This is a genomic window from Variovorax sp. 54, assembly GCF_002754375.1.
GTDB lineage: Bacteria > Pseudomonadota > Gammaproteobacteria > Burkholderiales > Burkholderiaceae_C > Variovorax.
Map to the genome: position 1 here is coordinate 6318671 of NZ_PEFF01000001.1, position 14376 is coordinate 6333046.

Annotated in this window: 14 protein-coding genes; 6 read left to right on the forward strand and 8 right to left on the reverse strand. The window is 68.9% G+C overall.

Annotated features, from left to right (window positions below; all coding sequences use genetic code 11):
• The first annotated feature begins 36 nt into the window (after positions 1-36).
• From CLU95_RS28950 to CLU95_RS28965, 4 genes are read left to right on the forward strand one after another with little or no spacing between them, the layout of a single operon-like run.
• On the forward strand, positions 37-1503 hold the full coding sequence (locus tag CLU95_RS28950; protein ID WP_099796776.1) for a cobyric acid synthase: 1467 nt from the start codon (positions 37-39) through the stop codon (positions 1501-1503).
• The gene (gene cobT, locus CLU95_RS28955; protein ID WP_099796777.1) at positions 1500-2543 is read left to right on the forward strand and encodes a nicotinate-nucleotide--dimethylbenzimidazole phosphoribosyltransferase; all 1044 of its coding nucleotides are present in this window, start codon (positions 1500-1502) and stop codon (positions 2541-2543) included. Before CLU95_RS28950 ends, cobT begins: the two co-directional genes overlap by 4 nt.
• Positions 2540-3334, forward strand: a complete 795-nt coding sequence (locus CLU95_RS28960) for an adenosylcobinamide-GDP ribazoletransferase (protein ID WP_099796778.1) — start codon at positions 2540-2542, stop codon at positions 3332-3334. The genes cobT and CLU95_RS28960 overlap by 4 nt, the downstream gene beginning before the upstream one ends.
• Positions 3331-3906: a histidine phosphatase family protein gene (locus CLU95_RS28965; RefSeq protein WP_099796779.1), complete on the forward strand. Its 576-nt coding sequence runs from the start codon at positions 3331-3333 to the stop codon at positions 3904-3906. The genes CLU95_RS28960 and CLU95_RS28965 overlap by 4 nt, the downstream gene beginning before the upstream one ends.
• A 10-nt stretch (positions 3907-3916) precedes the next feature.
• Here the strand turns inward: CLU95_RS28965 and CLU95_RS28970 are convergent, their stop codons facing one another.
• Genes CLU95_RS28970 through CLU95_RS28985 form a run of 4 tightly spaced genes read right to left on the reverse strand, consistent with a single transcriptional unit; the run spans position 3917 to position 7056 of the window.
• Positions 3917-4771 (reverse strand): Ivy family c-type lysozyme inhibitor, encoded by an 855-nt coding sequence (locus tag CLU95_RS28970; RefSeq protein ID WP_099796780.1) that lies wholly within the window; start codon positions 4769-4771, stop codon positions 3917-3919.
• Positions 4772-4792: 21 nt separating this feature from the next.
• Positions 4793-5440 (reverse strand): endonuclease III, encoded by a 648-nt coding sequence (gene nth, locus CLU95_RS28975; protein ID WP_099796781.1) that lies wholly within the window; start codon positions 5438-5440, stop codon positions 4793-4795.
• Positions 5437-6789 carry a type II toxin-antitoxin system HipA family toxin gene (locus CLU95_RS28980; RefSeq protein ID WP_099796782.1) on the reverse strand — a complete coding sequence of 451 codons (1353 nt, stop codon included), beginning with the start codon at positions 6787-6789 and terminating at the stop codon, positions 5437-5439. Before CLU95_RS28980 ends, nth begins: the two co-directional genes overlap by 4 nt.
• A gap of 9 nt (positions 6790-6798) precedes the next feature.
• Positions 6799-7056, reverse strand: a complete 258-nt coding sequence (locus tag CLU95_RS28985) for a helix-turn-helix domain-containing protein (RefSeq protein ID WP_099796783.1) — start codon at positions 7054-7056, stop codon at positions 6799-6801.
• A 142-nt stretch (positions 7057-7198) separates the two neighbouring features.
• Between CLU95_RS28985 and CLU95_RS28990 the strand changes: the two genes are divergently transcribed.
• Positions 7199-8386, forward strand: a complete 1188-nt coding sequence (locus CLU95_RS28990) for an aminotransferase-like domain-containing protein (protein ID WP_099796784.1) — start codon at positions 7199-7201, stop codon at positions 8384-8386.
• 10 nt (positions 8387-8396) lie between these two features.
• On the opposite strand, the gene CLU95_RS28995 is transcribed toward CLU95_RS28990, so the two are convergent.
• Entirely contained in the window at positions 8397-8624 is a 228-nt protein-coding gene (locus tag CLU95_RS28995) for a hypothetical protein (protein WP_056581383.1), read from the reverse strand.
• Between the two features lie 111 nt (positions 8625-8735).
• On the opposite strand from CLU95_RS28995, the gene CLU95_RS29000 reads away from it, so the two are divergent.
• Entirely contained in the window at positions 8736-9062 is a 327-nt protein-coding gene (locus tag CLU95_RS29000) for a DUF6172 family protein (RefSeq protein ID WP_099796785.1), read from the forward strand.
• A gap of 6 nt (positions 9063-9068) precedes the next feature.
• On the opposite strand, the gene CLU95_RS29005 is transcribed toward CLU95_RS29000, so the two are convergent.
• From CLU95_RS29005 to mfd, 3 genes are read right to left on the reverse strand one after another with little or no spacing between them, the layout of a single operon-like run.
• Positions 9069-10136, reverse strand: a complete 1068-nt coding sequence (locus tag CLU95_RS29005) for an Ldh family oxidoreductase (RefSeq protein WP_099796786.1) — start codon at positions 10134-10136, stop codon at positions 9069-9071.
• Positions 10133-10843, reverse strand: coding sequence for a phosphoserine phosphatase SerB (gene serB / locus CLU95_RS29010; RefSeq protein WP_099796787.1), 711 nt, complete (start codon positions 10841-10843; stop codon positions 10133-10135). The genes CLU95_RS29005 and serB overlap by 4 nt, the downstream gene beginning before the upstream one ends.
• On the reverse strand, positions 10840-14322 hold the full coding sequence (gene mfd, locus CLU95_RS29015; RefSeq protein ID WP_099796788.1) for a transcription-repair coupling factor: 3483 nt from the start codon (positions 14320-14322) through the stop codon (positions 10840-10842). The genes serB and mfd overlap by 4 nt, the downstream gene beginning before the upstream one ends.
• Positions 14323-14376 lie beyond the last annotated feature (54 nt).

Genomic DNA, 14376 nt, shown 5'->3' on the forward strand with positions numbered 1-14376 from the left:
TTCGGTTTCAGTTCGGCGCTCAACGACAATCCCCGGATGAGTTCTAGAGCGACAAGCGGACCGGCGCGCTGCGTCATGGTCCTGGGCACCACGAGCGGCGCCGGCAAGAGCTGGCTGGCCACCGCGCTGTGCCGGTGGTATGCCCGCCAGGGGTTGCGGGTGGCGCCTTTCAAGGCGCAGAACATGAGCAACAACGCCCGCGTGGTCGAGGGCGGCGAGATCGGCAGCGCCCAGTACTTCCAGGCCCTGGCCGCCAACGCCGTGCCCGACGTGCGCATGAATCCGCTGCTGCTCAAGCCCGAGCGCGACACCCACAGCCAGGTGGTGCTGATGGGGCAGGTGAGCGAGTCGCTCTCGACCCTGCCGTGGCGCGGGCGCAGCGAGCGCGTCTGGCCGCAGATCGTGCAGGCCTTCGACGACCTGCGCGCCGAGAACGACGTGGTCGTGATCGAAGGCGCGGGCTCTCCGGCCGAGATCAACCTCATGGCTAGCGACATCGTCAACATGCGCGTCGCGCGCCACGCGCGGGCGCGCTGCCTGCTGGCAACCGACATCGACCGCGGCGGCGCCTTTGCCCACCTGTACGGCACCTGGGCGCTGCTGCCCGAGGCCGACCGGGTGCTCATCAACGGCTTCGTGCTCAACAAATTCCGTGGCGATGCCTCGCTGCTGGCGCCCGCGCCGCAGCAACTGCAGGAACTGACTGGCGTGCCCACCGTGGCGACGCTGCCGATGTGGTGGCAGCACGGCCTGCCCGAGGAAGACGGCGTGTTCGACGACCGCAGCCGCGCCAGCGGCGTGGTCACGCGCACTGTGGCGGTGGTCGCGTACCCGCGCCTGAGCAACCTCGATGAATTCCAGGCGCTGAAGAACGTGCCCGGCGTGCGCCTGGTCTGGGCTCGCACGCCCGCCGATGTGGCCGGTGCCGACTGGATCGTGCTGCCCGGCTCCAAGCACACGAGCGGTGACCTTGCCTGGCTGCGCGCGCAGGGGCTGGACCGCGCGGTGGCCGAGCACGCGGGGCGCGGCGGCGCGGTGCTGGGCGTCTGCGGCGGGCTGCAGATGCTGGGCGAGGCGCTGGTCGATCCGCACGGCATCGATGGAAACGCGCCGGGGCTCGGGCTGCTGCCGCTGGTGACGGTGTTCGAGCGCGAGAAGACCGTGCGGCACCGCGAGGCGACCTTTGCTGGTGACCTCGTGGCCGGCCCCTGGGCCGCGCTGTCGGGCGTGCGCATTGCCGGCTACGAAATCCACCACGGCCAGACCGCGGCCCACCCGCAACTGGCCCATGACGGCCGCGCCGTGATGCCCGAGGGCCTGGCCTGGCAGAACGCGCGCGGCAACGTGCTGGGCCTCTATTTGCATGGCCTGTTCGAAGACCGGGCCGCGCTGCAGGCGCTGTTCGGTACCACGGCGCCCACGTTGGACGCCACCTTCGACGGCCTGGCCGACTTCATCGACACCCACTTCGACGCCGGCGTGCTCGCCGGCCTGATCGCATGACCGACACCGACCTGATTCCCTCCGTTCCAGACATTGCCGACGCCGCACTCGCGGCGCGTCTGCAGGCCGCGCTCGACAACAAGACCAAGCCGGTCGGCGCGCTGGGCCGCCTCGAAGCGCTGGCGTTGCGCATCGGCACCATCCTCGGCACCGAGCAGCCCGTGCTCGACGCGCCGCAGATGCTCGTGTGCGCGGGCGACCACGGGCTGGCGGCGCGCGGCGTGTCGGCCTATCCGAGCGACGTGACCTGGCAGATGGTCGAGAACTTCCTGGCCGGCGGCGCGGCGGTCAGCGTGCTGGCGCGCCAGCATGGCTTGGCTCTCACTGTGGTCGATTGCGGCGTGCGGCGCGACTTCCAGCCGCGCCCCGGTCTGGTGTCGCGGCGCATCGGCGCCGGCACGGCCGACGCGTCGGCTGGCCCCGCCATGACGCCCGAACAGTGCGCCCAGGCCATCGCCAACGGCCGCGAGGTCGTGCGCGCGCTGCCGGGCAACGCGCTGCTGCTCGGCGAAATGGGCATCGGCAACAGCTCGTCCGCGGCGCTGCTGTTGTCGCGTCTGGCCGGGCTGGACATCGGCCTGTGCACCGGCGCCGGCACGGGGCTCGACGCCGACGGCCTCGCACGCAAGCGCGAGGTGCTGCGCGAAGTGCTCGCCCTGCACGCGGGCGCAACCGCGCCGCTCGAGGCACTGGCCGCGTTCGGCGGCTTCGAGGTGGCGACGCTGGTCGGCGCGGTGCTGCAGGCGGCGCAGGAGCGGCGCGTGATCGTGGTCGATGGCTTCATCGCCAGCGCCGCCGTGCTGGTCGCGCAGGCAATCCGCCCGCAGGTGACGCAGCGCTGCGTGGCGGCGCACAGTTCGGCCGAGCCGGGGCACACGCTGCTCCTGAAGTACCTCGGGCTCGAGCCGCTGCTGAACCTCGACCTGCGCCTGGGCGAAGGCTCGGGCGGTGCGCTGGCGTGGCCTCTGCTCGAATCGGCCTGCCGCATCCTGCGCGAGATGGCGAGCTTCGAATCGGCGGGCGTGTCGCGCCAGCAATGAACGGCGTGCGCCACTTCCTGCTGGCCGTCCAGTTCTTCACCCGCGTGCCGGTGACGGGAAAACTCGCCGCCTGGGTCGGCTTCAGCCCGCAGATGCTCCGCGCTGCCGCGGCGCACCTGCCGGCCATCGGCTGGATCGCGGGCGGTGTGGCTGCAGCCGTGTTCGTCGCTGTGGGCGCCGGCCTGCCGGGCGTCGGCGGGGCCTTTGCGGCGGCCGTGCTGAGCACTGTCGCCACCGTGATGCTCACGGGCGCCTTCCACGAAGACGGCCTGGCCGACGTGGCCGACGGCCTCGGCGGTTCGGCCAGCCGCGAGCGGGCGCTGGAAATCATGAAGGACTCGCGCATCGGCGCCTTCGGCGCGGTCGCGCTGGTGCTGGCGCTGGGCCTGAAATTCGGCCTGCTGGCCGCGCTGGCTGCGCGCGGGCTGGACGTGGTGGCCGTGTCCATCGTCGGCGCGCATGTGCTGTCGCGGCTGGCGCCGCTGTTCCTGATCCGCTGGTTGCCTTATGTGGGCGACAGCAGCGGCAGCAAGGCCAAGCCGCTGGCCGACGCGATCAGCGGCGGTGCGCTGCTCGTCGCCGTGCTCTGGGCCGCGCCTGCCGTGGCGCTGCTGCTGTGCGCGCACGACGCGGTGCATGTGGGCGCGGCGCTCGTGGCGCTGGTGCTGGCCGGGGGCTGGATGGCACGGCTCTTCGTGCGTCGGTTGCAGGGCTTCACGGGCGACGGGCTCGGCGCCACGCAGCAGGTGTGCGAACTGGCGATCTACCTCGCATTGGCGTGGAAGGCATGAGCAACAAGGGCACGGCCCAGCTCTGGCTGCAGCGCCACGCGCCGGTGATCGCGCCGGCGGGCCTGTGCTACGGCGCGACCGACCTCGACGCGCACGCCGACGGTACGCAGGCCGCCGCCGAGCGCATCGCGTCGGTGCTGCCGGCCGGCATCGTGCTGTGGAGTTCGCCGCTGCGGCGTTGCGCCATGCTGGCCGACGCCATTGCTGCGCTACGGCCCGATCTGTCGGTGCGCCGCGATGTGCGGCTGGCCGAAATGAATTTCGGCGCCTGGGAAGGGCGCCTGTGGTCTGCTGTGGCCCGCGAAGAATTCGAAGCGTGGACAACCCGTTTTGCCGACGCCCCGGCCGGCGGCGATGGCGAGAGTGTGCGCGCCTTCATGCAGCGCGTGGCTTCAGCCCATGCCGACTGGCTGGCGACCGGCGCCGATGCGCTGTGGGTCACGCATGCCGGCGTGCTGCGGGCGGTGCAGCTGCTGTCGCAGGGTGTGTCGTGCCCCGAGCGGGCGGATCAATGGCCCAACGACGCGGCGGCTTTCGGCGACTGGCGCGTGGTCGCGGCGCCGGTCGCCTGACGAGGCATCGTCAGTTCTTGGCGCGCCACTGCTCGCGCCAGAGCCGGTCGAGCTGCCCCGCGAACTGCGGCGAAGGCCCGCCCACGAGCTGGTTCTGCCCGTTGCGCTGCACCAGGCCGTAGAGCCGGCCCGAGCCCTGGTCGTAGAGCGCGATGGCGTTGTGGTCGTGGCAGTCGTGCGGCTTGCAGAAGGCGTGCAGCAGATAGCGCGTGCCGTCCACTGTCACCCATTGCGGCTCGGGCGCCGGGCCTTCGCGGCGCACCAGCCACGGTTCGGTCTCGCGCGTGCCCAGTGCGGCGCGCCAGGCCTTGTCCATCGCCGGGCCCCGGGCGAGGGCGGCCGGGCTGCCCGTCGCCGGTGCCGGCGGCTTGGCCGTGGCAACAGGTTCGGTGGGCGGCGTCGCGGCGCGAGCCGGGCCGTCGCATCGCCAGTAGCGCTGCTTCATCAGCTCCGGGCCCAGCTGGCCGATGACCGGCTTGTCGGCCTTCAGCGTGATCGACTGGCCGCGCGCTTCGCGAAAGACCAGGAAATTCATCGTCGCGTTGTCGCCCTTGCCCACGCGGCTGATCAGCGCCACGTCGAAGTTCGGCGGGGGCGGCTGGTTGCCGAAGAAGCTGTGCGCCGTGTCCGGCTGGCGGCCCACGACGCGGCGCTTGCCGCGCTCGGCGATCAGCATGTCTTCGCGCACCTGCAGCGTTGGTGCCGCTGCGTCGGCGCAGTTGGTGGACCAGCGCCCGCCGTAGAGCGCCATCGTCTCCGGCGGCAGCACGCCGTCGCGCGACCAGGCGGTGCCCGCGCTGCACAGCGCTGCGAGCAGGAGGAGCGCGGCGGGCGTTGTCTTCTTGAAAATCGTCGTTGTTGTCATGTGCGATGTGTGTGGTGCCGCTCAGGCGGTCTTGGGCGCCGGCGTCTTGGGCTTGAACGAGCAGAAGGTGGAGACCGCGCATTCCCAGCAGCGCGGCTTGCGCGCCACGCAGACATAGCGCCCGTGCAGGATCAGCCAGTGGTGCGCGTGCAGGCGGAATTCGGGTGGGATGCGCTTTTCGAGCTTGAGTTCCACATCCAGCGGCGTCTTGCCGGGCGCAAGCCCGGTGCGGTTGCCGATGCGGAAGATGTGCGTATCGACCGCGATGGTCTCCTCGCCGAAGGCCACGTTGAGCACCACGTTCGCCGTCTTGCGCCCGACGCCCGGCAGCGCCTCGAGCTCGGCGCGCGTGCGCGGCACCTCGCCGCCGTGCAGCTCGACCAGCATCCGGCAGGCCTCGATCAGGTGCTTGGCCTTGCTGCGATACAGCCCGATCGTCTTGATGTACGACTCCAGCCCTTCGACCCCGAGGTCGAGGATCGCCTGCGGCGTGTTCGCCACCGGATAGAGCCGGCGCGTCGCCTTGTTCACGCCCACGTCAGTGGCCTGCGCCGACAGCAGCACCGCGGCCAGCAGCTCGAAGGGCGTGGTGTATTCGAGCTCCGTGCGCGGCTCGGGGTTGGCGGCCTGCAGGGTTGCAAAGAAGAGGGGGATGTCGGTTTTTTTCATGGGGTCTTCGTGGAATTCTGTGCCTGGTCGAGGCCGGCTTCGAAGCGCACGCATTGCGCCCGCACGCCCGCCTCGACGGCGCGCCAGACCGGCTCGGGGAAGTCCGGCGGCAGTTCCTGCTCGACCTGCTGCAAGGCGAGCGGCGCATGTGCGACGAGGCTGCACAAGGTGTCGAAGGCATCGGGCACGCCCGATTGGGCTGCGAGCGCGTGCCAGTGCCGCGTCTGGATGCTCTGCAGCGTGTAGTGGGCGTTCTTGCCGCGCAGGGCCATCGCAAGGCGCGCCTTGTGCGCGGACACGAGGTTGGGCCCGTGGCCGATGATGGGCCACATCGACAGCATGTCGTACAGCGGCGTCATGTCGTAGCCGCCCCCTCGGCGCAGGAAGATCGAGTAGTTCTTGGCGTGCCCGTCCGTCGCGGCCAGCAGCCAGAACGCGAGCTGCACGCGTGCAAAGGTGGCCTTGTCCTTGCGCGCATCGCTGCTGCCCGCAAGCAGCGACAGGCACTGTCGGATGCCCGGTCCGCCGTCGCTTTCGTACTTGATTGCCGCAGGCAGTCCGTTGGCCTGGCAGAAGTCTTCTTGCGGCAGGCGTGCGATCCAGCGGCCCTGGTCCATCCAGCGACGGTCGAAACGCTCGACCACCAGCACCTTCTGGTCGCCGAAACGGCCGATGGCGGTCGGGGCCACGTCGAAGCCGAAGGCCGTCATCAGGCGCGCACAGAGCCACTCGTTCTCCACGGAGTGCGTCATGTCTGCGCGCATGTTGCCGACCAGCCCGAGCGGCAGTTTGAGGATGTGCGTGGTCGGCGTGGCGCCGTGCGGACGGTGCCATTGGTCGCCGATGCGCAGCAGCGCTGTCTTTTCCTGTGCGCCCGCGATCGAGATGCGAAAGTCGTCGTCGGTATCGCTGCGTTGTCCAAGCACCGGGTCGCTCGTGACATTGCGCAGCAACTGCGCCACGCGGTCTTCGGTCAGGGCTTCACTGTCGACGCGGTCGAAGGGCTCTGGTGCCTGGCCGGCAGGGAGTAACTGCACGGCCCCGATGCAGTCGCGCCCGATGGCCGCGAGCAGGTCGGCGGCTTCGATGCTGGCCGTGCGAAAACGCCGGCGCAGACGTTCGCGGATGCGGTCGCTGTCGGGCAGGAGGTTGTCGAAGTAGTTCTCGACCGCGGGACCCCGCAGTTCCTTCTCGCCGTGCGGGATCGGCAGCGACAGCGACAGCGCGCGCACGTTGGGCGAGCGCAGCCACGCGTCGTCGTAGCGCAGGGCCGGCACGCCGGTTCGTGTCCAGAACCAGGCGCCGACGTACTCGCCGTTCATCCAGATGTCGAGCGCGGGATGGGCCATGGGCAGCGGCTACCAGTCGGCGGCGCCCGGTGCGGCGCTGGGGGAGGTCTTGTCGGCGGAGGTCAGCAGCAGGCGCGTGTCGAGCGCATGCAGCACTTCGAGCAGTTGGGCCACGTTGACCGCGCCCGGGTTCTTTTCGATGTCGGCCACGCGGGCCTGGCCGACGCCGATCAGCGCGCCGAGCTGCGCCTGTGTCAGCCGGCGGGCCTTGCGCAGCGACTTCAGGTGCGCGGAAAGCTGGGCCGGGGAATGTATGAGGGAGTCCATCGTTTACCGCCTTGAGGTGGCAAATACAAATTATCGTCTTTGGGCGATATTGTCAATATATCGTTGAAAGGCGATAAATCTACGCAGTTTTATTGCCTGCTGCTTTCGCGACAATGACGCCCAGAAAGTGAGACTGACCATCATGCAATTCGCCTCCCGCCTCGACAACGTCGAAACCTCCGCCATCCGCGAACTCTTCAAGCTGCTGGGCAAGCCCGGCATCATCAGTTTTGCGGGCGGTTTTCCCGACAGCGCCATGTTCGACGTCGAGGGCCTGAAGGAGGCGAGCCAGAAAGCGCTCACCGAAGAGGCCGGCGCGGCCCTGCAGTACGGCGCCACCGAAGGCTACGAGCCGCTGCGCCACCAGCTCTCCGATTTCATGAAGCCCAAGGGCGTCGATGTCGACCCCAGCGGCCTGATCGTCACCACCGGCAGCCAGCAGGCGCTCGACCTGCTGGGCAAGACCATGATCTCGCCCGGCGACAAGGTGATCGTCGAAGGCCCGACCTTCCTGGCGACCATCCAGTGCTTCCGCCTGTACGGCGCGCAGCTCATCAGCGCGCCCATCGACGCCAACGGCGTGAAGACCGACGAGCTCGAAAAGCTCATCGCCGAGCACAAGCCCAAGTTCGTCTACCTGATCCCGACCTTCGGCAACCCCAGCGGCGCGATGCTGACGCTGGAGCGTCGCAAGAAGGTGCTCGAGCTGGCCGTGAAGTACCAGACGCTGATCGTCGAGGACGACCCCTACGGCGACCTGTACTTCGGCGAAGCGCCGCCGCCGTCGATCATGTCGCTCAGCAAGGACGTGCCCGGCAGTCGCGAGCTGCTGGCGCACTGCGGCAGCCTGAGCAAGGTGCTGAGCCCGGGCCTGCGCATCGGCTGGATGATCGCGCCGCCCGAGTTGCTGGCCAAGGCGACGATGTGCAAGCAGTTCAGCGACGCCCATACCAGCACGTTCGCGCAGGCCACGGCCGCGCAGTACCTCAAGAGCGGCCGCATGCCCGGCACGCTGGCGCATGTGCGCGAGGTTTACGGCCAACGCGCCCAGGCCATGGGCGCGGCGCTGACGCGCGAGCTGGGCGATGCGGTGAGCTTCACGCAGCCCAACGGCGGCCTGTTCTTCTGGGCCCGCCTCACGGGCGCCAACGGCAAGCTGGCCGATGCCAACGAGCTGGCCAAGCGTGCGATCGAGAAGCTGGTGGCCTTCGTGCCCGGCGCGCCGTTCTTCGCCGAGAAGCCCGATGTGGCGACCTTGCGCCTGAGTTTTGCGACGGCCGACATCGCGAAGATCGAAGAAGGCGTGAAGCGCCTCGGCCAGGCCCTGTAAACGCTGACGTTCAGGGGGACCGGTGCAGGCGGGGTGCCGCCAGCAGGTCCAGGTTCTCTGAAATGGCCGCATCCACGTTCGGATAGCGGCCTTTCATTTTGGAGAGCGTCATGATGGTCTGAAGCGCCTTCAGGTCCTTGACCGAGGGCGCGACCTTGATCTGCGCAATGGCCGCAGGGGCGTTGCCGCCGTTCACCAATGCCATCACCTTGCTTGCCCAGTCGTTTGCGCGTGCCATGCTTTCACCTGTAATCCGTTGAATGCGCCGACTGTACACAGCGGCCAGACCCCTGAAGGGCCTGCCATCGCCGCCGGGCCGCCCCAAGGCGGGGCCGGGTTACCATCGACCATGAGAAAAACCTTCCAGCTTCAGGTCGAGGGCAAGCACCCCGACCGTCACCTCGAAGCCGTCAAGCACGAGATCCGCAAGTACATCAAGCGCGAGCGCCGCCGCGACCTGCCTGAAGGCGCCGACTTCTGGGACTTCGACTGCAAGTTCGGCACCGCCCAGGAATCCGCCGAAACCACCCACCTCACGGCCATCACCGGCCTCATCGACGGTGTGGTGAAAGAGGGCGGCAAGCAGTTCTACATCGAGATCCTGGCCAAGCCCGGCAAGCGCCAGCCGCGGCCCGCAGGCGCGCCCGAGCACACCGAGAACGACGACGAGGAATAAACCCCGTCAGATGATCAGCGCCTGCGCCAGCCGCAGGCCATGCCGCTGCTCCGCCTCCTGCAGCGAGCGCGCAATCGACGGGTGCAGCCGCACCCCGTTCGCCGATTGCGCTTCCCGACGCTTCAACCCGCCTTCACCCGGCAGCCGCACAGGCCTGGCCGGGTCGACGGGCGTGTTGTCGCGGCATTTCGCGGCCACGTGGTCCATCTGGCGCAGGAAGGCCTCCTTGCCGCCGAAGGCGTTCAGGTCGTGCAGCGTGAGGTGCACCGTCGCGCCCCAGCCTTCGGGCGGGTCGGCGCGGCCGTGGCCTGCGAGGCCGGCCGTGAGCGTCTCGACCAAGAGCGCCATGCCGTAACCCTTGTGGCCATGGCTCAGGCCGCCCACGGGCAGCAGCGTGCCCGGGGGCTGGTCGAACAGCACCTGCGGGTTGTTCGACGGCTGGCCCGATGCGTCGATCAGCCACTCTTCGGCGAAGGTCTCGCCGGCCGCGCGCTTGCGGTTGCTCATGCCGTTGGTGGTGATCGAGGCCGAGATGTCGACCATCACGCCGCCCTGAGACAGCGGAAAGCCCATCGCCAGCGGATTCGGCGTGAACACGGCCTGCGTGCCGCCGAAGGGCGCGACGCTGGCGGTGTTGGGGTCGGAGCAGGCCAGCAGCATCAGCATGTCTTCCTGCAGCGCACGCAGCATGTAGACCGCGAGGCAGGCGATGTGGTGGCTGCGACGGATCACGAGCGAGGCGGTGCCCAGTTCGCGCGCACGCGGCACCAGCAGGTCCATGCCCTGGTCCATGAGCCAGGGGCCGGGCAGGCGCTTGCCGTCCCACAGCACGGCGGCGGGGCGGTCGGACAGCACCTCTGGCGCGCCGTCGCGGGTCATGCCGCCCGATTCGATTTCTTTCACGTAGCCGGCGAGCAGCGCAAGGCCGTGCGTGTCATGGCCCAGCAGGTCGCCTTCGACCAGCGTGCGTGCCACGCTGTCGGCCATCGAGGCCGCGAGGCCCGCTTTCTGCAGCAGGGCGCTGGCGTAGTCGCGCAGCGCGTCGGCGCGGTAGAGCGGGGCGGCGTCTGTCATTTCATGATCTCCAGCACGCGGTCGAGCCCGCCTTCGTTGATCGCCACCATGGCCTTCTCGCGCACCTTCGGCTTGGCGTGATAGGCCACCGAAAGCCCGGCCTCGCCCATCATCGGCAGGTCGTTGGCGCCGTCGCCCACGGCGATGGTCTCCTGCGGCGAGATGCCCATGAGCGACGCCACTTCGAGCAGCGTGCGGCGCTTTTCGGCGCCGTCGCAGATGTCGCCCCAGCTTTGCGTCACGACCTGGCCGGTGAGCTGGCCATCGGCCTCATCGAGCAGGTTGGAGCGTGCGAAGTCGATGCCCAGTCGGTCCTTCACGCGGTTCGCGAAGAAGGTGAAGCCGCCCGACACCAGCAGCACCTTGAGGCCCGCCGCCTTGCAGGCCGCGACCAGTTCGGTGGCGCCCGGGTTGAGCTGCAGGCGCTCGTCGTACACCTGCTGCAGCGCGGCTACGGGCACGCCCTGCAGCAGCGCCACGCGGCGGCGCAGGCTTTCCTTGAAGTCCTTGATCTCGCCGCGCATCGTGGCCTCGGTGATCGCGGCCACCTCGGCCTTCTTGCCGACGGCATCGGCGATCTCGTCGATGCATTCGATGTTGATGAGCGTCGAGTCCATGTCGAACGCGATCAGCTTGAAGTCGGCGAGCCGCAGCGGCGGCTTCACGCGCTGGAGGACGAGGCCGGGGGAAAATTCTGTAGCGCTCATGCGGGGGCGATTTCCTTGACGAGGGGTTGTCCGAGGCTGCGCAGCACGTCGCGCACCATCTGCGCGCGGTCCTTCGGCTCTTTCAGCTCGCGCTCGATGCGCAGCTTCTCGTTGCCGGCGAGCTTGATGTGCTTGTTCTTCTGGATCAACTGGATGATGGCCATGCCGTCGACCGGCGCGTCCTTCTTGAAGGTGATGTTGATGATGCCCGGCGCGGCATCGACCTTGATCACGCCGTAGGGCCGCGCAAGCACGCGCAGGCGGTGCGTGTCGATCAGCGTCTGGGCCTGCGGCGGCAGCTTGCCGAAGCGGTCGACGATTTCCTCGAGCAGCATGTCGATCTGGTCGGGCGTCTTCGCGGTGGCGAGCTTCTTGTAGAACGACAGGCGCAGGTGCACGTCGCCGCAGTAGTCGTCGGGCAGCAGGGCAGGCGCGTGCAGGTTGATCTCGGTCGTGACCGACAGCGGCGACAGCAGGTCGGGCTCCTGCCCGGCCTTCAGCGAGCGCACGGCTTCGCTGAGCATCTCGTTGTAGAGCTGGAAGCCGATTTCCATCATGTTGCCGCTCTGGTTCTCGCCGAGCACTTCGCCCGTGCCGCGAATCTCCAGGTCGTGCATCGCGAGGTAGAAGCCCGAGCCCAGTTCTTCCATCTGCTGGATCGCCTCGAGCCGCTGCGCAGCGTGCTTGGTCAGGCCTTCGGTGTCCGGCACCATGAGGTAGGCGTAGGCTTGGTGGTGCGAGCGCCCGACGCGGCCGCGCAGCTGGTGCAACTGCGCCAGGCCGAACTTGTCGGCGCGGCTCATCACGATGGTGTTGGCAGTCGGCACGTCGATGCCGGTCTCGATGATGGTCGAGCACAGCAGCATGTTGTAGCGCTGCGCAACGAAGTCGCGCATGACGCGCTCCAGCTCGCGCTCGGGCATCTGGCCGTGGGCCACGGCGATGCGGGCCTCGGGCAGGATTTCTTCGAGCTTCTGGCGCCGGTTCTGGATGGTCTCGACCTCGTTGTGCAGAAAGTACACCTGCCCGCCGCGCTTCAGCTCGCGCAGCACGGCTTCGCGGATCACGCCCGTGCCCTCGTTGCGCACGAAGGTCTTGATGGCCAGCCGGCGCTGTGGCGCGGTGGCGATCACGCTGAGGTCGCGCAGGCCTTCGAGCGCCATGCCCAGCGTGCGCGGAATCGGCGTGGCGGTGAGCGTGAGCACGTCGACCTCGGCGCGCATGGCCTTCATCGCCTCCTTGTGGCGCACGCCGAAACGGTGCTCCTCGTCGATGATGAGCAGACCCAGGTTCTTGAACTTGATCGACGGCGACAGCAGCTTGTGCGTGCCGACCACGATGTCGACCTGGCCCTCGGCCAGGCCCTTGGCGGCGGCCGTGATTTCCTTGGCCGAGCGGAAGCGGCTCATCTCGGCGACCTTCACCGGCCACTTGGCGAAGCGGTCGACCAGCGTCTGGTAGTGCTGCTCGGCCAGCAGCGTGGTGGGCGCGAGAAACGCCACCTGCTTGCCGCCGGTGACGGCAATGAAGGCGGCGCGCAGCGCAACTTCGGTCTTGCCGAAGCCCACGTCGCCGCACACGAGGCGGTCCATCGGCTGGGGCGAGATCATGTCCTGCACCACGGCGTGGATCGCGGCCTTCTGGTCGGCGGTTTCCTGGAAGCCGAAGTCGTTGGCGAACACCTCGTAGTCGGCCGGCGAGTAGCGGAAGGCGTGGCCTTCGCGCGCGGCGCGGCGGGCGTAGATGTTGAGCAGCTCGGCGGCCGAGTCGCGCACCTGTTCGGCGGCCTTGCGCTTGGCTTTTTCCCACTGGCCGGAGCCCAGCTTGTGCAGCGGCGCCTCGTCGGCGCTCACGCCGGTGTAGCGGCTGATCTGGTGCAGCTGCGACACGGGCACGTAGAGCGTGGCCTTGTCGGCGTACTCCAGGTGCAGCATTTCCTGCAGCAGCGGCTTGCCTGCTTCGTCGACGCCCTGGCCCAGGTCCATGTGGATCAGGCCGCGGTAGCGGCCGATGCCGTGCGCGGAGTGCACCACCGGGTCGCCCACGTTGAGCTCGGACAGGTCCTTGATCAGCGCCTCGACGTCGCTGACCTGTTCCTGCTTCTTGTTGCGCCGGCGCGTGGTGGGCGCGGTGGCGAACAGCTCGGTCTCGGTGACGAAGTCGATCGCCTGTTCGCGCCACGCAAAGCCCGAGGCCAGCGCGGCGGTGGCGATGCCGATCTTCTCGTCGCCCGAGGCTTCGAACTCGGCCAGCGAGTCGAAGGCCGGCGGGTTCACGCCGCTGGCGCGCAGGAAGTCGAGCAGGCTCTCGCGGCGGCCGTCGCTCTCGGCGATGAGCAACACGCGGTGTGGCGTGGCGGCAATGTGGGCCTTCAGGCCGACCAGCGGGTCTTCGGCGCCGCGCACCACGGCAAAGGGCGGCAGCTTGTCGAACTCGGCATAGGGCGCGTCGGTGGCGATGTCGCCGCGAATGGCGAGCTGCGCATGCGGTTTGGCGCGCTGGTAGAACTGCTCGGCGTTGAGGAACAGCGCCTCGGGCGGGAGCGCGGGGCGCTCGGGGTCGCCCTGCACCAGGCGGTAGCGCTCGTTGGTGTCCTGCCAGAAGTGCTGGAACGCGGGTTCGAGGTCGCCGTGCAGCACCACGGTGGCGTCGGCGCCGAGGTAGTCGAACACCGTGGCCGTCTCGTCGAAGAACAGCGGCAGGTAGTACTCGATCCCGGCGGTGGCCACGCCGTTGCCCATGTCCTTGTAGATGCGGCTCTTGGTCGGGTCGCCTTCGAGCAGTTCGCGCCAGCGGCTGCGAAAGCGCGCGCGGGCGTCGTCGTCCATCGGGAACTCGCGGCCCGGCAGCAGGCGCACCTCGGGCACGGGATAGAGGCTGCGCTGGGTGTCGGGGTCGAAGGTGCGGATGGAGTCGATCTCGTCGTCGAACAGGTCGACGCGGAACGGCACCGGCGAGCCCATCGGGAACAGGTCGATCAGGCCGCCGCGCACGGCGTATTCGCCCGGGCTCACGACCTGCGTCACGTGGCTGTAGCCGGCCAGCGTGAGCTGGGCCTTGAGTTTGGACTCCTGCAGCTTCTGCTTGGCCTTGAACTGGAAGGTGTAGCCGGCCAGAAAGGCCGGCGGCGCCAGCCGGTACAGCGCGGTGGTGGCGGGCACCAGCACCACGTCGGCCTCTTTCTGGCTGATGCGCCACAGCGTGGCCAGGCGCTCGCTGATCAGGTCCTGGTGCGGCGAAAAGCTGTCGTAGGGCAGCGTTTCCCAGTCGGGGAAGAGGGCGCAGCGCAGCTCGGGCGCGAAGAAGGCGATTTCGTCGATGAGCCGCTGCGCGTCGTTCGCGTCGGCGGTGAACATCGCGGTGGCGCGGCCCGCGGCCTTCTCGCGCATGCCGAGCTGGGCCAGCATCAGCGCATCGGCGGACAACGGGGGACGCGGCAGCGTGAATCGCTTGCCCGCCGGGAGAAGGGGGAGGTCCATGGAGCGGCTCGAAAAATGCACGACACCCCGCGCCGGACGGCGAGGGGTGTGCGA